We start from the raw sequence: 26,112 nt of genomic DNA, 5'->3' as shown, positions 1-26,112 counted from the left end.
CGGTCAGCCGATCCGGATCAGCCCGGCGCTCGCGGTGGCGGGCTGGAGGGCCGGGCCGCCGGCGTAGGCGGCGGTGTAGCCCAGGTTGAGCAGGACGGTGAGGACCGGGCAGGGGCCGCTGCAGGCGGCGGTGCCGTTGGCACCGGTGACGGCGGTGCAGACGGTGGTGGAGCCGACGGTGAAGGTGATCGTGGCGCCGGCCACCGGGAGGCCCGTGACGGTGTCGGTGAGGGTGGCCGACAGGTTGAGGTTGACGCTCAACTGGCCGGGGGCGATGGAGAGCAGCAGCGGCGCCGCCGTGAGCCGGGTGGTGTCCCGGGTGTAGGTGTAGCGGTCGGAGGCGGTGGCGGTGCTGGTGCCGGCCGGGGTGGTGACGGTGACGTCGACGGGTCCGGCGGCGCTCGCGGCGGGGGCGGTCGCGGTGATCCGGGTGTCGCTCTCGACGGAGAACGACGTGGCGGCGGTGGCGCCGAACGCGACGGCGGTGGCGCCGGTCAGGTGGGTGCCGGTGATGACGACGGCGGTACCGCCGGCGGCCGGGCCCTGGGCGGGTGCGATGCCGGTGACGGTGGGCGCCGGGTCCTGGTAGGTGTACCGCCCGGCGGGGACGGTGCGGCCGGAGGCGGTGAGCGTCACGTCCACGGCGCCGGCCGGGTGCGGCGGGACGGTGGCGGTGACGGTCGTGCTGTTGACCACCGTGACGCCGGTCGCCGGGGTGCCGCCGAAGTCGACGGCCCGGGTGCCGGCCAGGTGGGACCCGGTGATGGTGACGGTGGTGCCGCCCGCGCTCGGTCCGTGGTCGGGGGCGAGGGCGGTGACGGCCGGTGCGGCCGGGGCCGTCGCCAGCGCGAACGGGGTGTTCCCGACGGGGACGGTCGCGGTCACGGTGTTGGTGGCGGTGTCGATCACCGAGAGGGTGTTGCCGCCGCCGTTGGTGACGTACACGGCGCCGCCGTCCGGGTCGGCCAGCACGGCGGTCGGGATCGAACCGACCGGCACGGTGGCGACGACGGTGACGCTCGCGGTGTCCAGGACCGACACCGTGTTGGCGTTCTCGTTGGCGATGTACGCGAGGTGTCCGTCCGGCGAGACGGTGACGCCCGCCGGGCCGCCGCCGACCGGGACGACCGCGCTGATGGTGTCGGTGGCGGTGTCGATCACGGAGAGGTTGTTGCTGTTGAAGTTGGAGACGTAGACGTGCGCCCCGTCGGGGGCGACCGCCAGCCCGCTCGGGGTCCTGGCATCGGGCCTGGCGACGGTCGCGGTGACGGTGTTGGTGGCGGTGTCGATCACCGACACCGAGCTGCCGACGAAGTTGGCGACGTAGGCGCGCCGGCCGTCCGGGGTGAGGCCGATCGCGAAGGGCTGGTTGCCCACCTGCACGGTGGCGGTGACGGTCCGGGTGGCGGTGTCGATCACGTCCACGCCGCCGATGCCGGGGCTGAGGAACCGGCCGACGTAGGCGTGCGCGCCGTCCGGGGCGAAGCTCACCGGTCCGGGGAGCCGGCCGACCGCGATGGTGCCGGAGACGGTGTTGGTGGCGGTGTCGATGACCGAGACGGAGTCCGAGCCGTTGTTGGCGACGTACGCCTGCGTGCCGTCGGGGGAGACCGTCACGCCCTCGGGGAAGCTGCCGACCGGGACGGTGGTGATGACCGTGCCGCTCGCCGGGTCGTAGGCGGTGACGGAGTTGCCGCGCAGGTTGGCGATGTAGACGGGCCGGACGGCGGATTCCGCGTGCGCCGTCACGGCCGGGAGGACGGCGCCGAGCGTGCCGAGCATCGCGGTGGCGACGGCCGCCGCCGTAGCTCGCCGCAGTCTTCGCCGTCGTCGCGGCCGACCCGTCCTGCTGTCGGGGACCAGTGCCATGTGCTCCACCTCTCCGCGGGATGCGAGCAGCCCGGCCGCGCGACCGGGCACAGACTCATCACGTTATCCGCAGAATTCCTGACCTTTTGTCGGATGAGAGATGGTGGACGGTTCTGCCCGTTCGTCGGTGGAATGCGATCGTTCGGGATCGCCGGTGCTGTGTGTGATCGCCGGTGCTGTACGGGATCTGCTGCACGGGGGCGCCCCCGGCGCTGCGCTCGGGCGTGGGTCCGTGGGTCCGACAGCACGCCCTACGGCCGGACGGCGCCCATGTAGGGCATGACGCCGATCGGGAGGACCTCGATGTTCTTGCCGGTCCGGGGGGCGTGGATCATCTTGCCGTCGCCGATGTAGACGCCCACGTGGTGCAGGTCGTTGTAGAAGAAGACCAGGTCGCCGGGCTGGAGGTCGCCCCGGGCGATCCGGGCGCCGACCTTCCACTGCTCCTGGGAGGTGCGGGGAAGGCTGACGTCGGCCGCGCGGTAGGCGGCGCCGGTGAGGCCGGAGCAGTCGAAGCTGCTGGGACCGGTCTTGCTCCAGCCGTAGGGCTTGCCGAGCTGGGCGTAGGCGAACTGCACGATGGCGGCGGCGCGCCCGCCGGCGGCCGGCGGGGCCGGGGTGTTCGCGGCCGGTGCCGGGGTGTTCGCGGCGGGGGTCTGCGGGGCCGGTGCCGGGGTGTTCGGGGCCGGTGTCTGCGGGGCGGCGGTGGCGCCCTTGCCCGAAGCCTCCTTCGCGGCGGCCTTGGCCCTGTCGGCGGCCTCCTTCTCGGCGGCCTTGGCGCGCTCGGCGGCAGCGGCCTGCTGGGCGGCGGCCCTGGCCCTGTCGGCCGCTTCCTGGGCGTTGATCCTGGCGCGGTCCTCGGCACTGAGCCTGTTGAGCAGCGCCTCGGACTGGGCGAGCTTGCTCTGGATCTGGGTCTTCTGGGCGTTGAGCGAGGCACCGACGGCGTCGAGGTCGGCGAGGGTGGCGGCGGCCTCGGCGCGCTCCTGGTCGAGCTTGCGCTGTTCGTCCTGGGCCCGCCTGAGCAGGTTCGTCCAGGAGTCGGCGACCTGGCCCTGCACCGAGGCGCGTCCCAGGTAGCCGGCCGGGTCGGAGTCGAGCATCAGCTGGATGCCCGGGTCGATGCCGTTGGTGCGGTACTGCTCGGCGCCCACCACACCGAGCTGGGTGCGCAGTTCGTTCATCGCGTCCTGGCCGCGGGCGAGCTTCTCCTGGATCCGGTTGGCCTCGCCCTGGAGCTTCTGCTGCTTCTCCTGGAAGCCGTTGTAGCGCTCGATCGCCTGCTCGGCCTCCTCGTTGAGCCGGTCCACCTGCTCCTTGACGGAGGCGAGGGTGGGAGCGGGCTCGGCACGGGCCGCGCCGGAGGCGAGCACCGTCCCGCCGACCACGGCCGTGGTGAGGACCGCGAGGCGGGCCCGGCTCGGCGGGCTGGGCTTTCGACGCTTTCCCATGGCGGAGGGTGCTCCTTCGGGCGGGCTGAACGGACACTGAAGAAACGTTCCGGGGATCTTCGCGGGTTCAGCCCGGGGCCCGGCGCGGCCCGAAAGGGCAGGTCGAGGGCGTGCCGGAGCCCCTCCCCGCAGCGGTGCGGGGAGGGGCTGGGAGGGGCGGGAGGGGCCGGGGAAGGCTCAGCCGGCGACGAAGTAGCCGGTCAGGTCGGCGATCACGTGGGTGAATCCGTCGGAGTGGTGGTAGATGTCCACGGAGCCCGGGGCACCGCCCAACTGGGCGGTGACGCCGTTGGCCACCGTCTGGCCGGCCGCGAAGTTGAGGTTCGACGTCCCGGGGCGGCCGGCCCCGTCGGCGGCGAAGACCTCCAGGTGTCCGTCGGCCCGAGGTTCGGTGACGGTCACGTTCAGGGTGGCGGCGGTGGCGTCGGCCGGGACCCCGGCGACCCCGGCGACCGGGAACTCCAGCGTGCTGAAGGCCCAGGCGCCGTATCCGGGACGGGTGTCGAGCAGCCGGGTCTGGTCGGTCACCGCGCTGTAGAGGTTGTGGCCGGACGGGCCGTAGAAGCCGACGAGGTCGACCACGAGGTCGGTGGAGCCGGTGTTGAAGAGCTTGACCTTCCCGTCCGCGCCGACCGGGACCACGACCTGGTTGGCGACGGTCCGGCCCGGTCCGTAGCTGACGTTGGAGCCCTGGTTCGGCAGGGTCTCGCCGGAGGCGTACGCGACGACGAAGCCCTCCTTCGACGGGTCGACGGCGGTGACGTTCAGGACCACGGCCTTGGCGCCGGCCGTGCCGAGCTCCTCCCGGGCGACGTCGGCGGTGACGATGCTTCCCCAGCCGAGCCGCCCGCCCTCGACCCGGGTGTCGGCGAGCCTGGTCGGGCGGACCGGGTCGTACTTCTGGGCCGGCCGCTCCGGGGTGCTGGGCACGTAGTAGCCGAGGACGTCGGCCACGACGTCGGTGGTGCCCGCGTTGTTGTAGACGCTGATCTCCGGGGTGTCGTACCGCCCGTTCGGGGCGAGCGCGACGGTGACCGTGTTGGAGACCGTCTCGCCGGCCTTGAAGTTCAGCGTCGACGTGGCGGGAACACCCGGCAGGCCGGCGTCGCGGCGGACGGTGAGGTAGCCGTCCGCGGTGGTGTTGGTGGCGGTCACGTTGACCACCACGGCGGTGGCGTCCGCGGGGACGGCGGCGTAGTACTGCGGGGCGTGGTTCCTCCAGCTCACGATGGGAACGTGGAAGTTCTCGCCGGCGGCCAGCGGGTGCCAGGTCCGCGTCCAGTTCTGGTTGTTGCGGGTGTCGAGCACCCGGGTGATGCGGAGCGGCACGAAGGCGGCCGGGGCGGTGGCCCCGTCGGTGCCCGCGGACACCGCGGCCGGCGCGGTGCCGGGTGCCGGGGCCGGGGCGGCCGAGGCGGTGGTGACGGGCAGGGTGAGGACCAGGGCCGTGAGCGCGGCGACGGCCATGGCGGAACGGGTACGCATGAGTGGATTCCCCCAGGGAGCGGTGTGCGCGGGCTGTTTCCGACAGCCTGCGTATCTGCGGACGACTGAGCCGTCGTTCCGACGACGAATGACTTCGGGAAAGTTCGACGGCGATCCAGGGTGCGCCGAACGACCGTAAGGTGGGTGTGTTTCTTGCGGCAAGGACTTTTTCGGCCCCCCCGCGGCGCGATCGGCGGCGATCCGTCGGGCGTCGCCGGGGAGCAGCGGGGCGGGGCGGCGGGGAGCGGCGGGGCGGGGCGGCGGCCGGGGGAGCGGGCGTCCCGTTGCCCTCCCCGCGCCGCCGTGCGGGGAGGGCAACGGGATGCCGGGTCAGCCCTGGACGAAGTAGCCGGTCAGGTCGGCGATCAACTGGCTCCGGCCGGCGGCGTGGTGGTAGATGTCCACCGAGCCGGGGTCGCCACGGAGACCGGTGGTGACGCCGTTGGCCACCGTCCGGCCGGCGTCGAAGTTGAGGTTCGACGTCCCGGGCCGCTGGAACAGGTCGTCGGACTCGAAGACCTCGAGGTGTCCGTCGGCCTGCGGCTCGGTGACCGTCATGTTCAGGGTGACGGCGGTGGCGTCGGCCGGGACTCCCGAGATCCCGGCCACCGGGAGCCGCCGGGTGCTGAAGGCGAGCTCGCCGGAGCCGTAGCGGGTGTCCACCAGGCGGCTCTGCTCGGTCATCGCGCTGTAGAGGTTGGTGCCCGAGGGGCCGTAGGCACCGACGATGTCGACCACGAGGTCGGTGGAGCCGGTGCTGAAGAACTCGATCGTTCCGTCCGGGCCGACCGGGACCACCACCTGGTTGGCGACGGTCCGCCCCGGTCCGTAGTTCACGTGGGAGCCTTCGAAGGGCAGCGGGCTGCTGGCCTGGTGGGCGACGACGTAGCCCTCCGTCGACGGGTCGACGGCGGTGACGTTCAGGACCACCGCCCTGGCGTCGGTGGTGCCGAGGTCCCGCCGGGCGACGACGGCGCTCACCACGCCGCCCCGGTCCAGGCGCCCGCCCTCGACCCTGGTGTCGGTGAGGCGGGTCGGGCGGATCGGTGCGTACTTCTGGCCCGGCAGCTGCGGGGTGCTGGGTATGTAGTAGCCGAGGATGTCGACCACGACGTCGGTGGTGCCCGCGTTGTTGTAGACGTTGATCTGCGGGCTGGTGCCCGCCCCGCGCGGGTCGACCGCGACGGTGACCGTGTTGGAGACGGTCTCGCCGGCCTCGAAGTTGAGCGTGGACGTGGCCGGCGCCCCCGGCATGTTGCCGTCGCGGCGGACGGTGAGGTAGCCGTCCGCGGTGGGGTTGGTGGCGGTCACGTTGACCACCACGGCGGTGGCGTCCGCCGGGACGACCGGAATCTCGCGCGGGGTGTGGTTCTTCCAGTTGGAGAGCGGGACGTCGAAGCTCTCCCCGGGCTGCAGCTTCCGGGCCTGCGCGGCCGGGGTCTCCTGGTAGCTGCGGGTGTCGAGCGCCCGGGTGATGCCGAGCGGTACGAAGGCGGCCGGGGCGGTGGCCCGGCCGGGGCCGACGGGCGGGCCACCGGGGGTGGCCGGTGCGGCCGAGGCGGTGGTGACGGGCAGGGTGAGGACCAGGGCCGCGAGTGCGGCGACGGCCACGGCGGAACGGGCGCGCATGAGTGAATTCCCCCCAAGGATTGGTGTGTTGCAGGCCATCCCCCTGGCCTGCATTCCTATGGACGGCCGGTCCGGCGCATCGGTTGCGAGGAATTCCGGGGAATTTTCGGCCGCGGATCCGGGGCTCCGCAAACCCGGCAAACCGGGTGGGAATATCCCCTTCGCGGGCGCGGATGCGCTTTTGCTGTCCGAATTATGACGACCTGTCGGAGAAGAGCGGCCGGTGGTCCTGTCCGCAGCGCCGCCGCCCTCCCCGTGCCAGGCGGGAAGGGCGGCGCCGAGTACCCGTCAGCCCTCGACGAAGTAGCCCGTCAGGTCGGCGATCAGCTGGCTCGGGCCGGCGGAGTGGTGGTAGACGTCCACGGCGTGCTGGACGCCGCCCTGGTCGGTGGTGACGCCGTTGGCCACCGTCCGGCCGGCGTTGAAGTTGAGGTTCGACGTGCCGGGCCGGCCGCCCTGGTCGGCCGGGTAGACCTCCAGGTGCCCGTCGGCCTGTGGCTCGGTGACGGTCATGTTCATCGTCACGGAGGTGGCGTTCTCCGGGACCCCGGCGGTACCCGTCACCGGCAGCCGGCGGGTGCTGAAGGCGGGCTGGCCGCCGTCGTAGCGGGTGTCCAGCAGCCGGGTCTGCTCGGTCACCGCGCTGTAGAGGTCGTGCGCCCAGGGGCCGTAGTAGCCGATGACGTCGATGACGAGGTCGGTGGAGCCGGTGTTGAAGAGGTTGATGTTCCCGTCCGGGCCGACCGGGACCACGACCTGGTTGGCGACGGTCCGGCCGGGCCCGTAGTTCAGGTGGGAGCCCTCGATCGGCAGGTCGCTGCCGGAGGGGTAGGCGACCAGGAAGCCCTCGGTCGACGGGTCGACGGCTGTGACGTTCAGGAGCACCGACGTGGCCTCGTAGGTGCCGAGGGAGTCCCGGGCGACGCCCGCGGTCACGACGCTGCCCCAGCGGAGCCGTCCCCCCTCGGTCCGGGTGTCGGTGATCCGGACCGGCCGGACGGTGTCGTACCGGTCGGCCGTCCGGGTCGACGTGCTCGGCGCGTAGTAGCCGAGGACGTCGACCACGACGTCGGTGGTGCCCGCGTTGTTGTAGACGCTGATCTGCGGGCTGGTGCCCGCCCCGCGCGGGTCGACCGCGACGGTGACCGTGTTGGAGACGGTCTCGCCGGCCTTGAAGTTCAGCGTGGAGGTGGCCGGTGCACCCGGCCGGTCGACGTTCCGGCGGACGGTGAGGTAGCCGTCCTCGGTGGGGTTGGTGGCCGTCACGTTGACCACCACGGCGGTGGCGTCCGCCGGGACGGTCGGGATCTCGCGCGGGGGGTGGGACTTCCAGGCGGAGAGCGGGACGGCGAAGTTCTCCCCGGGCTGGAGCTTGCGCGCCGCCCCGGCCGGGTTCTCCCGGTAGCTGCGGGTGTCGAGCAGCCGCCGGATGCCGAGCGACACGAAGCCGGCCGGGGCGGTGGCCCCACCGGTGCCGGTGGACGCGGTGCCGGGTGTCGCTCCGGGGGCCGGGGCCGGGGCCGGGGCCGGGGCGGCCGAGGCAGTGGTGACGGGCAGGGTCAGGACCAGCGCCGTGAGTGCGGCGGTGGTCATGGCGGAGCGGGCTCGCATGGTTGTTCTCCCCAGGAGGGTGGTGTGCCGCAGGCCGTTCCGGTGGCCTGTACTCCTAAGGACGGGCGGGTCCCGCGCAGGTTGCGACCGAGTCCCGGGAATCTTTTCGACGGCGGGCCGAGCGGGCCGGCAGGGCGCGGCGACACCGGACGGCCCGCCCGTCGTCAGCCCGCCGGGCCGGCGGTGGCGGGCTGTTCGGCGTCGCCGAAGCGGGCCAGGGTGAGGGCGCCGAGGACAGCGGCGGCGAAGCCCAGCACGGCGAGCGGGGTGAGGTCGTGGCGGGTGTGGTCACCGAGGAGGAGGACACCGACGACCGCCGGCCCCAGGGTCTCGCCGAGGACCATGGCGGCGGTCGCGGCCGTGACCGACCCGGTCTGCATGGCCGAGGTGAGGGCGGCGAAACCGCCGAGCCCGGCCAGGGCGACCGCGTAGGCGGAGGGTTCGGTGAGCAGGTCCGGCAGCCGGGGGTCGGGCAGGACCCGGACGGCGACGCCGACCACGCCGAACTGGAGACCCGCCACCAGACCCAGCAGCGGCGCCCGGCGGTGGTCGGTGAAGCGGACCACGGCCCAACCCGCACCGATCAGCAGCAGCGAGACGAGCAGCGCACCGAGCCGCAGCCCCGTGCCGCCGTGGCCGGGCCCGTCCCGCCCGGCGCTCACGGCGAGCACGCACAGCCCCGCGCAGACCGCCGCCACCCCGGCCCACTCGCTGCGCCGCAGCCGCACGTGCAGCACCCGGGCGGCGCCGACGGCGGTCACGGCGAGGGCGGAGGCCAGCACCGCCTCGACCTCGTACAGCGGGAGCCGCTCCAGGGCGAGGAGTTCGGCGCCGAAGCCGAGCATGTCCATCCCGACGCCCACCAGGAACGGCCACTGCCGGAACGCCCCGGCGAGCGCCGCCGCCCCGCCGGGCGGCAGCCCGGCCGAGGCACGGCGGGCCCCGACCGCCTGGAGCACGGTGGCGGAGCCGGTGAGCAGGGCGGCGGCCAGGGCCGCGAGCAGGCCGAAGGACATGCGCCGACGGTACGGTCCGCCGCCGCCCCTGCTCCGCTCCGGCGCGCCGGGCGGAGGGCCTACGATTCCGGTGGCCGGTACGTCTCCGTGCGGAGCCGCACGGTGTCGGTCCGTCGTCACCGTCGCCACCGTCGTCGACGGGGCGACGTGGGCGACGTCAGTACCGTCAATACCCTCAAGACCGTCATGCTGTCGTGCTGAAAGGGGCCCCAGAGTGGCCAGTAGTGTCGAGACGCTGGAATTCCAGGCCGAGACCAGGCAGTTGCTCCGGCTGGTGATCCACTCGATCTACTCGAACAAGGACATCTTCCTGCGGGAGCTGATCTCCAACGCCTCCGACGCGTTGGACAAGCTGCGACTGGAGTCGCTGGCCGGCTCCACCGTCGGGGCCGACACCTCGGACCTGCACGTCGCGCTGGAGGTCGACCGCGAGGCCCGCACGCTGACCGTCCGTGACAACGGCATCGGTATGAGCCGGGACGACCTGGTCGACCTGATCGGCACCATCGCCAAGTCCGGCACCGCCGGCCTGCTGGAGAAGATCAAGGAGTCCCAGGACGCCGCCGCCGCGCAGAGCCTGATCGGACAGTTCGGCGTCGGCTTCTACTCGGCGTTCATGGTGGCCGACAAGGTCACCCTGCGCACCCGGCGGGCCGGTACCGACGCCGGTACCCAGTGGGAGTCCGACGGCGAGGGCACCTACGAGCTCCAGGCCGTCGACGGCCTGCCGGTGGGGACCTCGGTCACGCTGCACCTCAAGCCGGTGGACGGCGAGGACGGTCTGGCCGACTACCTGGCCGGGTGGAAGATCCGCCAGATCGTCAAGCAGTACTCGGACTTCATCCGCTGGCCGATCCGGATGGCCGCCGAGGGCACCGCGGCCGCCCAGGCCGGCCAGGCCGCGGAGGACGCCGAGGAGGGCGGGACCGGCGGGGACGCCGCCGCGGAGCCCGTCGTCGAGACCCTCAACTCGATGAAGGCGCTCTGGGCCCGGCCCCGCAGCGAGGTCACCGAGGCCGAGTACACCGAGTTCTACCAGCAGATCAGCCACGACTGGCTCGCCCCCGCCGAGACCATCCACATGCGCGCCGAGGGCACCTTCGAGTACGAGGCGCTGCTCTTCGTCCCCGCGCAGGCACCGTTCGACCTGTTCTCGCGCGAGACCAAGCGCGGCGTGCAGCTGTACGTCAAGCGGGTGTTCATCATGGACGACTGCGAAGCGCTGATGCCGAACTACCTGCGCTTCGTCAAGGGAGTGGTGGACGCCCACGACCTGTCGCTGAACATCTCGCGGGAGATCCTTCAGCACGACCGCCAGATCCAGGCCGTGCGTCGGCGGCTGGTCAAGAAGGTCCTCGGCGCGCTCAAGACCGTGCAGGCGAACGACGCCGAGCGCTACGCCAAGCTCTGGGACCAGTTCGGCCGGGCGCTGAAGGAGGGGCTGGTCGAGGACCCCGACAACTCCCAGGCCCTGCTGGAGCTGCTGTCGCTCCCCTCCACCCACGACGCCGAGCGGCCCACCACCCTGCGTGCCTACGTGGAGCGGATGAAGGAGGGGCAGGAGGCGATCTACTACCTGACCGGCGAGACCCGGACCGCGGTGGAGAACTCCCCGCACATGGAGGCGTTCACCGCCAAGGGTTACGAGGTGCTCGTCCTCAGCGACCCGATCGACGAGATCTGGGCCGACCGGATCCCCGCCTTCGACGGCCACCGCTTCCAGTCCATCGCCAAGGGCCAGGTCGACCTGGACGACGCGGCCGGCGCGGACCAGGAGGCCGAGGCCGAGCGGACGCGGCGCGAGCAGGACTTCGCCGAGCTGCTGCCCTGGCTGACCTCGGCGCTGTCCGAGCAGGTGAAGCAGGTCCGGCTGTCCTCGCGGCTGACCACCTCGGCGGCCTGCATCGTCGGTGACGCCGACGACATCTCCCCGACCCTGGAGAAGATGTTCCGGGCGACCGGGCAGGAGATGCCCCCGGTCCGGCGCACCCTGGAGCTCAACCCCGGCCACCCGCTGATCACCGCCCTGCGCACCTCGCACGCGGCGGACCCGGCGAACCCGGCGCTGACCGAGATCGCCGAGCTGGTGTACGGCGGCGCGCTGCTCGCCGAGGGCGGTGACCTGCCCGACCCGGCCCGCTTCACCCGGCTGCTCACCACCCACCTGACGCGGGGTCTGTAGGGCACCCGGGTGCGGTCCGCCGCCCCCCGGCGGCGGCCCGCACCCGGCCTCCCGGCTCCCGCGGCCGGCCGCCGTCGCCGTCGCCGTCGCCGTCGCCGTCCGTGACCTCCCGTGACCTCCCGCCCGCGCGGCGGCGGGCCGTGGTGGATCATGGGTGGACGGCGACGGAGGTCGTCGTCCGAGGTCGGGGGGCCGGGCGATCGGCGACCCGACACGGCGCAGCGGTGGGGGGTCTCATGGGGTGGTCCAGCGTGTCGGCGGCCGTCGTACCGGCGGCGGACCGGTTCGAGTGGTTCCGGGAGGCCGTCGCCACCGAGGTGATGCCGTTGTCCGTCAGCTCGGACCACGTCGGCGACTTCCACGCCGACATCGCGGGCGTGGAGCTGGGGCCGGTCCGGATGGCGTCGTTCGCCTACTCGCCGATCGTGGCGCGGCGCTCGGCGGCACACGTCCGGCAGGGCGATCCCGAGGACTACCAGCTGACCCTGGTGTCGCGCGGCTGCTTCCGGCTCTCCCACCTGGGCCGGGAGGAGCCGATCGCCGGGGACATGGTGCTGGCGGACACCTCACGGCCGATGGTGACCGAGTGCGTGCGGGCCGACGGACCGGTCCGGGCCCTGGTGCTCCAGGTCCCCCGGTCCGCGGTGCCGCTGCGCCCCGACCGGGTGGACCGGCTGCTCGCCCGGCGCATCCCCGCCCGGCGGGGCAGCGGGGCGATCCTTTCCGGCTTCCTGAACACCCTGGCCGAGCAGGCGCCGTACTGCGCCGAGGACGAGCTGGCCGGTCTCGGACCGGTGCTGGTCGATCTGGTCGGTGCCTGTCTGGCCCACCAGCTGGGAGTCCTGGACGAGGTGCCGGCCGACGCCCGCGCCAGGCTGACCCTGGAACGCGTCCTCGCCTTCATCGAGCACAACCTCGGTGATCCTGACCTCACACCCCGGCTGATAGCCGAGCGTCACCACTTGTCCCTGCGTGCCCTCTACGCGTTGTTCGAGGACCGGCCCGAGAGCGTCTCGGCCACCGTGCGCCGCCGTCGGCTGGAGCGGTCCCACGCCGACCTCGCCCGCCGCGACCTCGGCGAGCGGTCGGTGCGGGCGGTCGCCGCCCGCTGGGGCTTCTCCAGCCACACGGCCTTCAGCCGCGCCTTCCGCGAGCGGTACGGCATCACCCCGCGCGAACACCGGGCCGTGGCCGTGGCGGACGTCGGGGCGGGGGCGGGGGCCGACCGCCCGGCCGGTGCGGACGACAGGCCCGGGGCGGGGGCCGACCGCCCGGCCGGTGCGGACGGTCAGGCGGTGGGAACGGGCCAGGGGACGTCGGTGGCGACCGGAGCGGCGTAGTCGACGCCCGGCACGGCGAACCCGTAGAGGTGCTGGACCTCGGCGCGGAACCAGTCCAGGTCGGCGAGCCCGGCGACGGTGTCCGTGCTGGCGGCCCGCCAGCGTTCGGCCACGGCCGCCTGGACGGCGTCGGCGAGTTCCCAGCCGTCCAGGCGGACCCGGCCCTCCGGGTCGAGGGCGAGCGGGGCGGCGCCGGTGAGCCCGTCCCACAGGGCGGCGAGCTGGTGGACCGGCGGGACCATGCGCTCGCCGAGGACGCCGCGCAGCAGACCGGTGTAGAGGGCGATGCCGGGGACGGCGGTGGAGGACTGGGTGACGGCGGCGCCGTTGACGGAGGTCACGGCGCGGCCGCCGACCGCGGCGCCGAGCCGCTCGTCCAGGGTCCGGGCGGTGGCCTCCAGGTGCATCTTGGCCGCGCCGATGGTGCCCCGACGGTAGATCGCGGACGTCAGTGGCGAGCCGATGTACGACAGTGCGGCGGTGCTGAAGCCCTCGGCGAGCAGGCCCCGGCCGGCCAGGTGGTCGATCCAGCGCTCCCAGTCCGCGCCGCCCATGACGGCCACGGTCTGCTCGACGTCGTCGCCCCCGGCCGGCGCGGTCTCGACCTCGCGGACCTCCGCGGCGCCCTCGTCGTCGAAGACCAGGGTGCTGGTGCGGCTCGCCGCGCCGATCGGCCTGAGCACGGAGGCGTAGGTCGTCCCCGTGTCGGGGTCGGTGCGGCGGGGCGCCGCGACGGAGTACACCAGGTGGTCCAGCCGGCCGCCGAATCGCTCCTGGAGGAGATCGGCGACCTGGTCCTTCACCGGGTCGGAGAAGGCGTCGCCGTTCAGGAACACCAGGTCCCGGCCGGCCGCGCGGGCGAGCTCGGCGGTGGCGGCGGTGCGGTACCAGCCCGCCGTGGCGGTGCGCCGCTCGGTCGGGGCCTTCTCGAAGGAGACCGCGATCCCGCGGACACCGGCCCGCTTGAGCCCGGCGACGGTGGCGGCGAGGCCGTAGCCGGCCGAGGAACCGATGACCAGGGCGACCGGTCCGTCACCGTCGGGCAGCCGGTCCGGCGCGGGGCAGGTTTCCCACATGTCGGTCACCAGCTGCCGGCAGCCCGCCGGGTGGGCGTCGAGGAAGAGGAAGCCCCGGTTGCGGGGAGTGAGAACACGCGGGGTCATGGTGGTCCGTCCTGGGGGCGGCCGGGGTGGGCCGGGAACGAGGTGCGACGTCCGGCGGGGCCGCCGGTGTCCTGCCAGTCTGCGGTGGCGGGGACAGGGAAGCGGGAGGTGTCCGGGGACAACGATCATGAGCGGATCTTGGAGAGCTTGCACCACGGGCCGGCTGCGGCGGTCGGCCGCCGCAGGCCACCGACGGCGGTCTGACGTGCGGTGATGTCCCCGACGGACGGCGGGGGTCGGGTGGCGGGGGCCGAACGGCGGGTGGGATTCCGGCCGCTGGCTCATTGTCATGTGCAAATTGGACCGGAAGTTACTTCTGGGTAATCTTGCAGCGTCCGACGGGTGAACCACGAACCGCCCGCCATGCTCTGAAGGAACATCACGTGTCCCGACCCGGCTCCCGCCGCCCCGGTCGCGCGCTGCGCACCGCCCTCGCCGCCGCCGCGGCCACCACCCTGCTCGCCGTCGTCCCCACCGCGCCCGCCCACGCGGCCTCCGGAGCACCGGCGGCCCCGGGCGGTGCCACCCACCTCGACGCCGTCGAACGCGTCCTGCGGGAGGTGTCCCCCGGACTCGAGGGCACCGTGTGGCAGCGCACCGAGGGCAACAGCCTGCCCGGCGCCGGGAACGCCGCCGACCCGGCCGACTGGCTGCTCCAGACGCCCGGCTGCTGGGGCGACCCCGCCTGCGCCGACCGGCCCGGCACCCGCGCCCTGCTCGCGAGGACGACCGCCGACATCGCCGCCGCGACCCGCACGGTCGACATCTCCACCCTCGCGCCGTTCCCCGAGGGCGGCTTCGAGGACGCGATCGTGGCCGGTCTGAAGGCCGCCGTCGCGGCCGGGAACCGTCCCGTCGTACGGATCCTGGTCGGCGCCGCGCCGGTCTACCACGCCAATGTGCTGCCCTCCCGCTACCGGGACGAACTGGTCGCCAAGCTGGGCCCGGCCGCCTCCTCGGTCAGCCTCAACATCGCCTCGATGACCGCCTCGCGCACCGCCTTCTCCTGGAACCACTCCAAGATCCTGGTGGTCGACGGACGCACCGTCATCTCCGGCGGCATCAACGGCTGGAAGAACGACTACCTCGACACCGCCCACCCCGTGTCGGACGTCGACCTCGCGCTGAACGGCCCGGCCGCGACCTCCGCCGGCCGCTACCTGGACACCCTCTGGGAGTGGACCTGCGGGCGCACCGGTGTGTTCGACAACGCGTGGTTCGCCTCCTCGGACGGCGGCGCGTGCCGCCCGTCGGTCGAGCGCGAGCTCAACCCGCCGGCCGCCGCCACCGGTGGCGTCCCGGTGATCGCCGTCGGCGGCCTCGGCGTCGGCATCAAGGACGTCGACGCCCGGTCCGCGTACCGGCCCGGGCCCGTGGCGGGCGCGGCGGACGCCAGGTGCGGCGTGCTCACCCTGCACGACAACACCAACGCCGACCGCGACTACGAGACGGTCAACCCCGAGGAGAACGCCCTGCGCGCCCTCGTGGGCAGCGCGCGCGAGCACATCGAGATCTCCCAGCAGGACCTCAACGCCACCTGCCCGCCGCTGGCCCGCTACGACGCCCGCCTCTACGACACCCTCGCGGCCAAGCTCGCCGACGGGGTCAAGGTGCGGATCGTGGTCAGCGACCCGGCCAACCGGGGTGCGGTCGGCAGCGGCGGCTACTCGCAGATCAAGTCCCTCGCCGAGATCAGCGACCTGCTCAAGGCCCGGCTGACCGCGCTCACCGGCGACAAGGGGAAGGCCGCCGCCGCGCTGTGCGGCAACCTGCAGCTCGCCACCTTCCGCGCCGCGCCCACCGCCACCTGGGCCGACGGCCACCCGTACGCGCTGCACCACAAGCTGGTCGCGGTGGACGGCTCGGCCTTCTACATCGGGTCGAAGAACCTCTACCCGGCCTGGCTGCAGGACTTCGGCTACATCGTCGAGGACGGCAACGCCGCCGCCCAGCTCGACCGCGAGCTTCTGGCGCCGGAGTGGAAGTACTCGCAGGCCGCGGCCACCGTCGACTGGGCCACCGGGACCTGCCGCGCCTGACGCCGCCCCCGCCCCGGCCGGCCCGGCCCCGTCCGGCCCGGCCGGGGCGGACCGTCCGCCGGGACGACCGCCGGGGCCGCCCGCGCGTCAGTCGTCGAGCGCGGAACCGTTCCGGCGCCGGGTGCGAGCGTGTTCGTCGTCGCGCGCGTGCGGGTGCTTGCGGTCGCGGTCGCGGGCACGGCAGGGGAGGTGGCGGGCGAGCGCGTCGCCGCAGTTGGCCGCGGCCATCCGTCTCACCAGGGCGGCCAGCCGGGTGACGAGCGGGCGCAGCCGCGCCCGCAGGGCCGCGTCGGCGCGGGTGTCGAGGTGCTCGACGGTGCTGCAGAGCCGGGTGACGAGGTGTGCGGTACCGCGAAGTGCGCGGCGGAGGTGGTTCACGCGAGTGCAACCGGCGAGTCACCCGGCCGGTTCCGGTCCGGGGCCGGGTGGCCGATGCCAGTCACCCGTCCGCGCGCCCCGTGCGCCCCGCCTGCGCCCCGTCCGCGCCTGCGCCCCGCCCCCGTCCGCGCCCGGCGCGAACCTCCGGCCGGGTCGTGGTGGGCCGGTGACAATCCGGTGTACGACGGGCGGCGGCCCCGGGAGACTGGCCGCCATGGACGAGGTCGAGATCGTGGTCGCCCATTCCGAGCGCGCGACCCTGCGGGTCGGTGACGTCTTCCTGAAGGTGGACGGAGACCGGGCGCGCGTCGACACCGAGGTCGAGGCGATGGCCCTGGCACCGGTCCCGACCCCGGAGGTGCTCTGGCGGAGGCCGCCCGTACTGGCGCTCGCCGCCCTCCCGGGGACGGCGCTCGGTCGCCTGGGCGCACCGTCGACCGGCTCGCCGGCCGCGTGGGCCGCGGCGGGCGCCGCCGTCCGGAAGCTGCACGACGCGCCCCCGCCGCCCTGGTCCGGCCGGGGCGGCAGCACCTCGGCCGCGGATCTCGACGCCGAGTGCGCGCTGCTCGTGCGCGACGGCGTGCTGCCCGCGGACCTGGTCGGCCGCAACCGCCGGGTCGCCGAGGCCGCGTTCCGGTCGTGGACCCCGGTGTTCACGCACGGGGACCTGCAGATCACCCATGTGTTCGTCGACGGTGACGAGGTCACCGGGATCATCGACTGGTCCGAAGCGGGCCGGGGCGACGCCGTGTTCGACCTCGCCACCCTGACGCTCGGACACGAGGAGCACCTCGGCGACCTCCTCGACGGCTACGGCGCCGACGTCGACCTCGACGTCGTCCGTGCGTGGTGGTCCCTGCGCGGCCTGATGGTGGTCCGCTGGCTGGTCGAGCACGGCTTCGACCCGTTCGCGCCGGGTTGCGAGGTCGACGTGCTGAGGTCCCGGATGTGACACCGCGTCGGCGGGCTCCCGGCCGGACCCGGCGTCGGACCGGCGGGCTCAGCCGGTCGGCGCCGACCACCCCGGGTGCGGGGCCCTCACCGCCGTCCGACCGCGACGGCCCGCACACTCACAGGTGGAAGCCGCCGCCCCCGGTCTGGCGGTAGTTGTCGCCCTCCGGCGAGTACGGCTGGCCCGTGCGCTTCCGGTCGCCCAGGCCCAGGTACCACAGCACGGACGACAGTGCCGAGACGATGCGCTTCATCGGTGTTCCCCCTTGTCCCCGACGCGCCGACGGAACCGGCGTGCCCTGCCCCGGATCGTACGGCAGGTCGGCCGTCGACGAACCGGGTCTGAGCGTTTCTTGAGCCTGGTGCCCTCGCGGGGCCGGCGGGCCCTACCCCCGGCGGTGGCGCAGCAGCGCGGTGGCGATGGCCGCCTGGGTCGGCTCCAGCGCGGTGCGGCCGTCCTCGATGTCCCAGAGGGCGTTCTGCAGCACCCGGGCGAGGGTCCAGCCGGCGGCGCGGGAGCGGTCCAGGCCTAGCGTCTCGGTGAGCAGGTCGAAGCGGCGCAGCACGGTGCGGCCCGCGTCGGCCCCGGCCAGCACGGTGTCCCAGCGCTGGTCGATGGCGGGGAGCAGTTCGAACCCCGGGTCGCCGGACAGTGGTTCGGGGTCGATCACGAGCCAGGGCTCGCGCTCGCCGGCCAGCACGTTGCCGTCGTGCAGGTCCCAGTGCAGCAGCCGGTCGCCGGGCTCGTCGAGCAGTGGGGCGACCGCCGCCGCGCAGTCCCGCAGCAGCCGGCGTTCGTCCGGGTCGCGCAGGGCCGGGGTGGCGCGGGGTGCTTCGTCCAGCATCGCGGTGGCGATCCGGCGGAGCCCGCGCAGGCCCGGTGGGGCGGGGACGGCGGTGAGCCGGGCCATCAGTGCGGCGAGCAGGCGCAGCGCGGTGTCGTCGTCGGCCACCGTGGCGAGCGGGCGGGCCGCGTCCAGGCGTTCGAGCAACTGGGTGCCGCTGTCGGGGTCGTGGTCGAGCAGCAGGACGGTGCCCTGGCCACGCCAGGCCCGGAGTCCGGCCGCCACCCCGGCGGTCTCGGGGCGGACCTGTTGCAGTCGCAGGACGGCGGGCGTGCCGTCGGGCCGTCGGACCGGGAGGACCAGGGAGGCCATGCCGTGGGCGGCGGGACCGTCCGGGAGCAGACTCCAGCGGTCGAGGAACTCGGCCGCAAGGGAAGGGAGTTCGCGGATCCACCGGCGTTCGGCGGCGCCGTGTGCGCGGTAGGGGGCGGCGAAGGCCTCGGGGATGTGGACCGGGCCGGGTGTGTTCATCGGGACCTCCCTCGGCGGGGCCGCGGTGTACCCCGGCTCGTTCGTTCCGACTCTCGCACGGACCGGCCGCGCGGTCGAATCGGCGGAACGGGCGGAACGGGCGGAACGGGCGGAACGGGCGGCTTCGACGGAACCGGTGAAGTCCGTGAAGTCGGCGGAGTCGGGGCCGGATTCGGTCAGCTGACGGTGTCTCGGTCGAACGGTGTGCCGAGACTGGTCGCGGCACCCCGGTCCGGGGGAGCGGGGTGCCACCCGAGCCGGCTTCCGGGTCGGGTGCCACCGGCTGCCGGCGCCCCGGTCCAACCGGCAATGACCATGCCATTGTTACAAGATGTACCGAATTTCTCCACAACTGCCTCCGGGGCCCTAGCATCCTGCGCGGGATCGCCGGAGGATCGCCCTCCGGCCCCCGCCCGTACGCCCTCGTGCGCCGCAACTCCCTTGCGAGGAAACGTGTCTGACTGGTCATTGGCCATCGACTTCGGTACCTGCTTCACCACCGCGGCCGTCCGTGTCGAGCAGCCGGGCAGCGAATCCGGCGCGCGGCCCGGCGTGGAGTCCGGTGCGGGGTCCGGTGGTGCGGGGAGCGGGGCGGCGGCGGTCGAGATCGAGAACAGCCGCTACCTGCCGTCACTGGTCTGCCTGGGTGACGACGGCCGGCTGCTCACCGGCCGGGCCGCCGTGCAACTCGCCTCCCAGCGGCCGGAACGCGCCGAGCACCACCCCAAGCGGGCGCTGCTGCGGCAGTCGGCCGTCCTGCTGGACGACCGGGAGGTGGACACCGTCGACCTGGTCGCCGTCGTGCTGGCCCGGGTGGCCGCCGAGGCGCGGGTGCGGTGCGGCGGGACGGCCCCGGCCCGCACCGTGCTCACACACCCGGCCGACTGGTCGCAGGCCGACCTGGACCGGCTGGTCGAGGCCGCCGGGCGGGCCGGGCTGGACGCGCCGGAGCTGTTGCCCGAGCCGGTCGCGGCGGCCCGCTTCCACGCGGCGACCGCCCAGGCCGGCGAGGCCGGGCCGATCGCCGTCTACGACCTCGGCGGCGGCACCGTGGACACCGCCGTCCTCCGCCGGGAGGGGGACGGCTACCGCGCCGTCGCGGTGGCCGGGAATCCGGACTTCGGCGGCCGCGACCTGGACCAGGCCCTGTTCGAACTGCTCCGGGACCGGGCCCTGGACCTCGACCCGGAGCCCTGGCAACGGCTCCGGAGCGACCGGACCTCCGCCGGCGCCCATCAGCGGTCCCAGCTCGCACGTGAACTGACCCTGGCCAAGGAGTCGTTGTCGAGCACCGGCACGGTGTACCTGGCGGTGCCCGGCTACCCGGACCCGTTCGTCGTGCAGGGCGGTGAGTACCGGGCCGCCGTCACCCCTGCGCTCACCGCCTCGGTGGTACTGCTGGAACGGACCGTCGCCCGCGCCGGTCTGACCCCGGCCGAGCTCGGGGCCGTCGTGCTCTGCGGGGCGGCCAGCCGGACACCGCCGGTGGCCGACCTGATCGCCGCCCGGCTCGGCCGGATCCCCGAGCCGGCGGCCGACCCGAAGGCCGCCGTGGCCCTCGGCGCGCTCACCGATCCGCCCGCCGCACCGCCCCCCGACGGCGCCACGGCCGGGGAGGCCGGATCCGACCCGGCCGGCCAGGACCGCTGGACGGTCGCCCACTACCCGGACGAGGTCGACCCCTGGTTCGACTACGACTGAGCCCTGCCGGGCGGCCGGCGGGGTGGGCGCGGACGCACCGCCGCTCCGCGCTCCGCCCTGCCCGGAAACGGCCCCGACCGGGCTCCGCGCACCTGCGGGCGCACCGCTGCGCCGTACCCCGCGCCGATCCGTCCGGTCTCGCCCCCGCCTCGCCCCGCTCCGATCAGCCCCGCTCCGATCAGTCCCGACCCGCCCCGCCCCGACCCGATCCGAGGAACCGCATGGACATCGTGATGCTCGGCCACAGCGCGGCCGGGAAGACCAGTTACCTCTCCCTGATGTACGCCGCCATGTGCGACGGCGTCGAGGGCATGACCCTGCGCACGGCGGACCGCGACGCCCACCGCTCGCTGCTCGCCGACGCCCGCGCCATCCTGAACGGCCGCTACCCGCGAGCCAGCGACCGGCCCCACTGCTACGAGTTCGTGCTCTGCCACGACGGCGACGAGATCTTCCCGTTCCGCTGGACGGACCACCGCGGCGGAGCGCTGACCGAGCACCGCCGCTCCAGCCCGCAGGCCGCCCGGCTGCACGACGACCTGGTCCGGGCCGACGGGATCGTGCTGTTCGTCGACGCCCTGCGGCTGGACACCGACCCGGAGGCGGCGGAGGACGTCCGCCGGCTCGTCGTCCGCGTCCACCAGGCGGTCGCCGACCGGGAGGAGAACCTCACCCCGCTGGTGATCGCCCTCACCAAGACCGACCTGGTCGACCTCGGCGCCGACGACGCGGAGGAGCGCTTCCTCGTCCCGTTCCTGCCGCTGATCGAGGCGGTGCAGGAGACCCGGCACATCCAGGGCGCGTTCATCCCGCTGGTCTGCGGGCCGGAGCCGGAGGGCGTGGCGCTCCCGGTGCTGTGGACGCTCCGGTTCGGCATCGTCGGCCGGGCCATGGAGCTGTCCGCGTCGATCGAGAGCCTGATGGCCTCGGCCCGCCAGGCCGACCAGCGGGACACCCTGTGGGACCGGATCAGCAGTTGGTGGGAGGACGAGCCCTCCTGGGCCTCGATCCGGGACCGCGACCAGGCCCGCGCGGCCGCCGAACTCTCGCGCCTGGAGCCACTGGTGGCCCCGGCCGACCGGCTGGGCGAACTGCTGGAGGACGTCCTCTCGTTCTGAACCGACCCTCCCGGCTCCGTACCGCCCGACCCGCCCGCACCGCCCGACCCGAACCGACCGACCGACCTGCCCCGCTCAGCGAGAGGACCCCGCACCATGGACGTTCCCGAGCTCACCCTGACCATGCTCGGTGCCAGCGGCTCCGGCAAGACCGCCTACCTGCACGGCATGTACAACCGTCTCTCGATGGGCGTGCAGGGTTACTACCTCTACGCCACCGATCCCGACCTCGACCTCGACCTCGCCGAGCACTGGGCCCAGCTCCGCCGCAACGGCACGATGCCCAGGGCGACTTCGGAGGAGCCGATCGGCTACGAGTTCGTGTTCCGGCGTGGCATGCGCGACCTCATGACCATCGACTGCGTCGACTTCCGCGGCAACGCCGCCCTGGACCGCCGCGGCACCGCCAAGGACGTGGTCATGCTGCAGGAGCGGATCGCGGAGTCCGACAGCATCATCGTGGCGCTCGACTCCGCCCACGTCGCCGAGTGGATCCGGCACGGCACCCCCGGCAACCTGGAGCGTTTCGGCGAGCCGATGGAGATCTCCCGCTTCGGCCGGGCGATCTCCGAGGTCTTCAGCGCCCGGCTGGCCGACGGCGATCCGGTGCCCGGCGTGACCGTCCTGCTCACCAAGGCCGACCTGCTGGCCGAGCGCACCGGCATGCGGGCCTCGGAGGCGCTGCAGACGGTGGTGCGCAACCTCCGCAACCTCCTGCCCTGGCTGGCCGGTGACGAGGCCGAGGGCGTGACGATGGCGCTCTGCGCCGTGCAGCTCGGCAACTTCGGCGCGGCGGCCCAGAGCACCGTGGACGCCAGCCGGATCGCCCCGAAGAACCTGCACCTGCCGATCATCTTCAGCCTCCGCCACTACCTCAGCGAGGGCATCGTGCGGAACCGGCAGCAGATGTCCCAACTCTCCGCCAGCCTGGACGCCTCGCGCGGTGAACTGGCCGCGCTCAGCCAGGGTTTCTTCGGCGGGCTGTTCAAGGGCACCGAGAAGAACAGCGCCCGTGAGCAGATCGACCGACTGGTCGCGAGCAGCTCCGCGACCGCGGCCGACCTCCAGAAGGCGCAGGACCGCTGCCGCGAACTGGACGACGAGCTGCGGGGGATCCCGATCTTCCGTGACGGCCGACTGCTGACGGGTTGAGGGCCGTGGAGCGATGGACCGACGGAGCGACTCATGGACGGGATGACGCGATGACGAACACAGAGCACGGGCCGGAACCCGATCCGGTCGGCGGGCCCTTCCCGCCACCCGGCCCCGCCGCACCGGAGGGCGCCGTCCCGGAGCCCGCCGCACCGGAGCCCGCCGTCCCGGAGGCGTCCGCAGCGGGCCCGTCCCCAGCGGGCCCGGCCGCGCCGGGCGGCTGGTCGGCACTCGTGTACGGCCGCACCCTCCAGGTCGACCAGTGGTGGCGGGCGCTCCCCGCCGGGGTCGACCGGCAGGGCGCGGTGGCGGACGCCGTGCGCGCCGCCGTCGCGGGCGGCAACCGGTTGGAGGCCGGACCGCGCTTCCTGCTCCACCGGGACGCCCGCGGCGTTCTGGTCGGCGCCGCCTGCGAGTTGGGCCTGATCAGCCGGACCATGGTGCACGACCGGTTCGGTCGCCCGCTGTACGGCTTCGTGGGCTGGTACCGGGCGGCGGAGCCGGGCGCGGCCGTCGGGCGGATCCCCGAACTCGCCGAACTGGCGAAGCACTTGGCCGAGTGGGCGGGGCCGGTCTACGCCGAGTGGATCACACCGACCTGGGAGGCGGTCGGCCGGGAGGAGGCCGAGCCCACGACCACCCGGCCGGTCGCCGCCCCGTGGCGCGGGCTGCCGGCGTCGGCGCCCGCGGCGGCGGTCTGGCTGCCCGCGCACTCGGCCGGGACCCACCTGCTGCCCGAGTCGGACGCGGCGGGTCTGTGGGCGGCCGCCGCGGTGAGCCGGGACCGGTGCCTGCTGGCCACCGGCTGGCGGCGGCGCTCCGACGCGGACGCCCACCGGTTCACCCATCTGACCAGTGCGGACTGCCGGGGGTACGAGCTGCTGCGGCCCCCGCCGCCACCCCCGCCGCCCCCGCCGCCGCGACCCGTGCCCGGGCCGGGGCACGGCCCCGCGGGGGGTCCGGCCGGGCACGACGGGGGGTCCGGGGGGTCCGCCGACCCGGAGTCGTTGATCGGGGAGGCGTACCGGGCCGGCCGCCGGGCGCTGAGAAGGGTCGCGCGCGGCCTCCTCCCGGCCGAGCCGGACTCCGCCGGGCCGGCGGGCGCAGCCGGGGCGGCCGGGAGGGCCAGGACACCCGAGCCGCCGGGATCGCCGGCGTCCTCGGAGCCGCCCGCGAGGTCCGGGCCGCCCGGAGGGAAGTCTTCCGGGGCCCGCGGCCGGCGCTACGGCGACGATCCGGTCACCGGCCGCCGCTACTACGGCGACCTGGACGGACCCTCGGCCGGCCCGCCCCAGCCACCCGCACGTCCGGCGCCGCCCGGCGGCGTCCACCCGCCGTCCGCCCGCCCGACGTCCACCGGCCCGGAATCCTCGGGCCCGGGGTCCGCCGATCGGGGGCCCTTCGATCCGGGGCCCTTCGACCGGGACGCCACCGACCGGGGGCCCGGCGGCCGCGCCGCCCCCGGCCACCGGGCACAGCCCCCGTCGTACCGGCAGGCCCGTGCCGTCGATCCCCAGCAGGCCGACCTCTCCGGCATGTTCGGCGAGTTCGACGAACCCGAGACCCCGCCGCCCGCTCCTCCCTCGGAACCGCGGCAGGCCCGCTCCGAGGCCCCCGACCCCCGGCCGACCGACGACTCCGCCACGGGAGAACCCTCATGACCCCGCCCCGCCCCGAAGCCCCCTCCCGGGCCCGCGTGCTGGACTTCGCGGCCCGCACCGCCGACCTCCTCGAACGCGCCGCCCGCACCGCCGTCGCCGAGGCCCCGTCCGACGGCGGGGGAAGCAACGGCAGCAGCAACGGCAACGGCTCCGACCCCGACAACGGCTCCGCCTCCCACCCCGGCGACGGCGTCCGGCGCCTCCGCGACGAGGCCGCCCGGGCCGCCGACGGCGCCGCCACCCTGGTCGTGGTCGGCGAGAAGAAGCGCGGCAAGAGCTCCACCATCAACAGCCTGGTCGGCGTCCCGGACCTGCTCCCGGTCGACGCCGACGTCGCCACCGGAGTCCACATCGCCGTCCGGTACGGCGAGCACCCGCGTGCCGTCGCCCACCTGCGCTCGGACGGCGACGCCCCGGAGGCCCCGCCGCGCGCCGAGCCGGTCCCGCTGGAGCGGATCGCCGAGTACGCCGCCGTCGACCCCCGCACCGGCCGTCCGCGCCGACTCGACGTCCACCACGTCGAGGTCGAGCTGCCCGTCCCGCTGCTGGCCGCGGGACTGGAACTCGTCGACACCCCCGGCGTCGGCGGTCTCGTCGGCGGGCACGCCGAACTCGCCCTGGCCGCACTGGAGAACGCCGACGCGCTGGTGTTCGTGGTCGACGGATCCAGCGAACTCACCCGCTCCGAACTGGAGTTCCTCGGCCGGGCGACCGAGCGCACCGCCGAGACGGTGTTCGTGCTCACCAAGACCGACAGCTACGACGCCTGGCCCGCGGTCGTCGAGCGCAACCGCGAACTGCTCGCCCGGCACGCGCCGCGGCACGCCGAGGCACCCTGGTTCCCGGTCAGCAACCGGGCCCGCCGGGACGCCGTCGCGGCCGCCGACTCGGGCGAACTCCAGGAGGCGGCCGAGCTCCTGGAGGAGAGCGGCTTCGAACCGCTGAAGGCGCTGCTGCGCCGCCGGATCGCCGCCCGCGCCGCCGAGCTGCGGCTCGCCAACGTGGTGCACGTCGCGCTCGCGGCGCTCGCGGTGCCGCTGGCCGAGCAGGAACTCCGGCTCCGGTCGCTCCAGCAGGAACCGGGCCTGGCCGCCGAGGTCGAGCGGGCCGAGGAGGCGCTGCGGCTGCTCCAGCCGGACAGCGCGCAGTGGCGGCGGGCCCTGACGACCGGCTCCCGCGACCTCAAGAACACCCTCCAGCTGGGTTTCCGGCGCAGCCTCAACGACATCCGCAGGGTCGCCGAGGCGAAGATCGCCACCTCCGAACCCGCCGCACTGGCCGAGGAGTTCCCGGCCGAGCTGGAGGCACAGGTGGAGGCGGTCTGGCTGCAGCTGGACAACGCGGCCCGCCGCGGTCTGGCCGTCCTGGAGGAGCGCGTCCGCCGCGAGTGCTCCACCGTGCTCGACACCGGGAACCCCGACGGGCGCGCCGACGGAGGTGCCGGCGGTCCCGGGCCCGGCGCCGAGCTGGCACTCGTCGAGGAGGGCGCCGTCATCCGCGCCGAACGCGGCACCCTGCTCCCGGAGATGGTGCACTCCACCCACCGCGACGGCGGCCCGCTCGGGATGATCGAGAACGTGATCCCGAGCGTCGGCACCGCCGCCACCTTCGGTACCGTGATCGGCCTGCTCACCAGCAGCGTGCTGCTGCCCGCGGTGGCCAGCTACGCGATGCTCGCCGTCCTCACCCGCCGCCGGCGCCAGCGCGCCGAACTCGGCCGGGTCCGCGGCGACGCCACCCGCCACCTCAACCGGGTGCTGACCGAGCTGAGCACCGAGATTCCCGCGCAGATCACCGACCACGTCGACGAACTGGCCGACCGGCTCGGCCTCGCGCTGGACCGGGCGATCGCCGACGAGCGGCTCCGGCTGGAACGCCGACTCGCCGAGCACCGGCGCAACCTGGCCGCCTCCGCCGCCGAACTCGCCGCCGCCCGGGACCGCACCAAGCGCCGGATCGGCGCCCTCACCACCCTGCGCGACGAGGGCCTCGCCCTCGCGCACGGCCTGGCCGCCACCGGCCGCCCCGACCCGGACCGGAGCTGACCGCC

At 74.4% G+C, this 26,112-nt stretch carries 19 protein-coding genes; 9 read left to right on the top strand and 10 right to left on the bottom strand.

Annotated features, from left to right (window positions below; translation table 11 throughout):
- Nucleotides 1-3: 3 nt before the first annotated feature.
- The 6 genes from BLU95_RS04325 to BLU95_RS04300 form a co-directional block, all read right to left on the bottom strand.
- Nucleotides 4-1,869, bottom strand: a complete 1,866-nt coding sequence (locus BLU95_RS04325) for an IPT/TIG domain-containing protein (protein ID WP_093858775.1) — start codon at nt 1,867-1,869, stop codon at nt 4-6.
- 251 nt (nt 1,870-2,120) lie between these two features.
- The gene (locus BLU95_RS04320; protein WP_093858774.1) at nt 2,121-3,320 is read right to left on the bottom strand and encodes a C40 family peptidase; all 1,200 of its coding nucleotides are present in this window, start codon (nt 3,318-3,320) and stop codon (nt 2,121-2,123) included.
- Nucleotides 3,321-3,497: 177 nt separating this feature from the next.
- Nucleotides 3,498-4,805, bottom strand: a complete 1,308-nt coding sequence (locus BLU95_RS04315; RefSeq protein ID WP_093858773.1) for a hypothetical protein — start codon at nt 4,803-4,805, stop codon at nt 3,498-3,500.
- A gap of 330 nt (nt 4,806-5,135) precedes the next feature.
- Nucleotides 5,136-6,434, bottom strand: coding sequence for a hypothetical protein (locus tag BLU95_RS04310; protein ID WP_093858772.1), 1,299 nt, complete (start codon nt 6,432-6,434; stop codon nt 5,136-5,138).
- Between the two features lie 288 nt (nt 6,435-6,722).
- Nucleotides 6,723-8,045: a hypothetical protein gene (locus tag BLU95_RS04305; protein WP_159424767.1), complete on the bottom strand. Its 1,323-nt coding sequence runs from the start codon at nt 8,043-8,045 to the stop codon at nt 6,723-6,725.
- 164 nt (nt 8,046-8,209) lie between these two features.
- Nucleotides 8,210-9,061, bottom strand: coding sequence for a DMT family protein (locus BLU95_RS04300; RefSeq protein WP_093858770.1), 852 nt, complete (start codon nt 9,059-9,061; stop codon nt 8,210-8,212).
- Nucleotides 9,062-9,275: 214 nt separating this feature from the next.
- Between BLU95_RS04300 and htpG the strand changes: the two genes are divergently transcribed.
- A complete protein-coding gene (gene htpG / locus BLU95_RS04295) occupies nt 9,276-11,243 on the top strand; it encodes a molecular chaperone HtpG (RefSeq protein ID WP_093858769.1) in 1,968 nt (655 codons plus the stop codon).
- A 236-nt stretch (nt 11,244-11,479) separates the two neighbouring features.
- Complete coding sequence (locus BLU95_RS04290; RefSeq protein ID WP_093858768.1) at nt 11,480-12,583, top strand: AraC-like ligand-binding domain-containing protein; 1,104 nt, start codon at nt 11,480-11,482, stop codon at nt 12,581-12,583.
- On the opposite strand, the gene fabV is transcribed toward BLU95_RS04290, so the two are convergent.
- Entirely contained in the window at nt 12,532-13,746 is a 1,215-nt protein-coding gene (gene fabV / locus BLU95_RS04285) for an enoyl-[acyl-carrier-protein] reductase FabV (RefSeq protein ID WP_093858767.1), read from the bottom strand. The genes BLU95_RS04290 and fabV overlap by 52 nt on opposite strands.
- A gap of 383 nt (nt 13,747-14,129) precedes the next feature.
- Between fabV and BLU95_RS04280 the strand changes: the two genes are divergently transcribed.
- A complete protein-coding gene (locus BLU95_RS04280; RefSeq protein ID WP_231978277.1) occupies nt 14,130-15,785 on the top strand; it encodes a phospholipase D-like domain-containing protein in 1,656 nt (551 codons plus the stop codon).
- Between the two features lie 87 nt (nt 15,786-15,872).
- On the opposite strand, the gene BLU95_RS04275 is transcribed toward BLU95_RS04280, so the two are convergent.
- On the bottom strand, nt 15,873-16,163 hold the full coding sequence (locus tag BLU95_RS04275; RefSeq protein ID WP_093858766.1) for a hypothetical protein: 291 nt from the start codon (nt 16,161-16,163) through the stop codon (nt 15,873-15,875).
- A 214-nt stretch (nt 16,164-16,377) separates the two neighbouring features.
- Here BLU95_RS04275 and BLU95_RS04270 point away from each other — a divergent pair, with 214 nt between their 5' ends.
- Entirely contained in the window at nt 16,378-17,115 is a 738-nt protein-coding gene (locus BLU95_RS04270; RefSeq protein ID WP_093858765.1) for a phosphotransferase family protein, read from the top strand.
- A 118-nt stretch (nt 17,116-17,233) separates the two neighbouring features.
- On the opposite strand, the gene BLU95_RS44935 is transcribed toward BLU95_RS04270, so the two are convergent.
- Together BLU95_RS44935 and BLU95_RS04265 are read right to left on the bottom strand one after the other, a co-directional pair.
- Nucleotides 17,234-17,368, bottom strand: coding sequence for a hypothetical protein (locus tag BLU95_RS44935; RefSeq protein ID WP_286158616.1), 135 nt, complete (start codon nt 17,366-17,368; stop codon nt 17,234-17,236).
- Between the two features lie 132 nt (nt 17,369-17,500).
- Nucleotides 17,501-18,430: an aminoglycoside phosphotransferase family protein gene (locus BLU95_RS04265; RefSeq protein WP_093858764.1), complete on the bottom strand. Its 930-nt coding sequence runs from the start codon at nt 18,428-18,430 to the stop codon at nt 17,501-17,503.
- Nucleotides 18,431-18,883: 453 nt separating this feature from the next.
- Here BLU95_RS04265 and BLU95_RS04255 point away from each other — a divergent pair, with 453 nt between their 5' ends.
- From BLU95_RS04255 to BLU95_RS04235, 5 genes are all read left to right on the top strand, one after another.
- Complete coding sequence (locus BLU95_RS04255) at nt 18,884-20,131, top strand: Hsp70 family protein (protein WP_159424766.1); 1,248 nt, start codon at nt 18,884-18,886, stop codon at nt 20,129-20,131.
- A gap of 221 nt (nt 20,132-20,352) precedes the next feature.
- On the top strand, nt 20,353-21,249 hold the full coding sequence (locus BLU95_RS04250; protein ID WP_093858761.1) for a TRAFAC clade GTPase domain-containing protein: 897 nt from the start codon (nt 20,353-20,355) through the stop codon (nt 21,247-21,249).
- A 96-nt stretch (nt 21,250-21,345) separates the two neighbouring features.
- Nucleotides 21,346-22,401, top strand: coding sequence for a hypothetical protein (locus tag BLU95_RS04245; protein ID WP_093858760.1), 1,056 nt, complete (start codon nt 21,346-21,348; stop codon nt 22,399-22,401).
- A gap of 50 nt (nt 22,402-22,451) precedes the next feature.
- Nucleotides 22,452-24,062 (top strand): hypothetical protein, encoded by a 1,611-nt coding sequence (locus BLU95_RS04240; RefSeq protein ID WP_093858759.1) that lies wholly within the window; start codon nt 22,452-22,454, stop codon nt 24,060-24,062.
- On the top strand, nt 24,059-26,107 hold the full coding sequence (locus BLU95_RS04235; RefSeq protein ID WP_093858758.1) for a dynamin family protein: 2,049 nt from the start codon (nt 24,059-24,061) through the stop codon (nt 26,105-26,107). Before BLU95_RS04240 ends, BLU95_RS04235 begins: the two co-directional genes overlap by 4 nt.
- Nucleotides 26,108-26,112 lie beyond the last annotated feature (5 nt).

Origin of the sequence: Streptomyces sp. TLI_053 (assembly GCF_900105395.1) — a bacterium.
Lineage (GTDB): Bacteria > Actinomycetota > Actinomycetes > Streptomycetales > Streptomycetaceae > Kitasatospora.
The sequence above is the reverse complement of the archived record's forward strand: the minus strand, read 5'-3'. Positions and strand labels throughout refer to the sequence as shown.

Bases quoted from the DNA above. Each gene is read 5' to 3' on its own strand.
- BLU95_RS04290 (WP_093858768.1), top strand. From the start codon at position 11,480: ATGGGGTGGTCCAGCGTGTCGGCGGCCGTCGTACCGGCGGCGGACCGG.
- BLU95_RS04245 (WP_093858760.1), top strand. From the start codon at position 21,346: ATGGACGTTCCCGAGCTCACCCTGACCATGCTCGGTGCCAGCGGCTCC.
- BLU95_RS44935 (WP_286158616.1), bottom strand. From the start codon at position 17,368: ATGAAGCGCATCGTCTCGGCACTGTCGTCCGTGCTGTGGTACCTGGGC.
- BLU95_RS04300 (WP_093858770.1), bottom strand. From the start codon at position 9,061: ATGTCCTTCGGCCTGCTCGCGGCCCTGGCCGCCGCCCTGCTCACCGGC.
- BLU95_RS04240 (WP_093858759.1), top strand. From the start codon at position 22,452: ATGACGAACACAGAGCACGGGCCGGAACCCGATCCGGTCGGCGGGCCC.
- BLU95_RS04265 (WP_093858764.1), bottom strand. From the start codon at position 18,430: ATGAACACACCCGGCCCGGTCCACATCCCCGAGGCCTTCGCCGCCCCC.
- fabV (WP_093858767.1), bottom strand. From the start codon at position 13,746: ATGACCCCGCGTGTTCTCACTCCCCGCAACCGGGGCTTCCTCTTCCTC.
- BLU95_RS04325 (WP_093858775.1), bottom strand. From the start codon at position 1,869: ATGGCACTGGTCCCCGACAGCAGGACGGGTCGGCCGCGACGACGGCGA.
- BLU95_RS04310 (WP_093858772.1), bottom strand. From the start codon at position 6,434: ATGCGCGCCCGTTCCGCCGTGGCCGTCGCCGCACTCGCGGCCCTGGTC.
- BLU95_RS04235 (WP_093858758.1), top strand. From the start codon at position 24,059: ATGACCCCGCCCCGCCCCGAAGCCCCCTCCCGGGCCCGCGTGCTGGAC.
- BLU95_RS04320 (WP_093858774.1), bottom strand. From the start codon at position 3,320: ATGGGAAAGCGTCGAAAGCCCAGCCCGCCGAGCCGGGCCCGCCTCGCG.
- BLU95_RS04305 (WP_159424767.1), bottom strand. From the start codon at position 8,045: ATGCGAGCCCGCTCCGCCATGACCACCGCCGCACTCACGGCGCTGGTC.
- BLU95_RS04270 (WP_093858765.1), top strand. From the start codon at position 16,378: ATGGACGAGGTCGAGATCGTGGTCGCCCATTCCGAGCGCGCGACCCTG.
- BLU95_RS04315 (WP_093858773.1), bottom strand. From the start codon at position 4,805: ATGCGTACCCGTTCCGCCATGGCCGTCGCCGCGCTCACGGCCCTGGTC.
- BLU95_RS04250 (WP_093858761.1), top strand. From the start codon at position 20,353: ATGGACATCGTGATGCTCGGCCACAGCGCGGCCGGGAAGACCAGTTAC.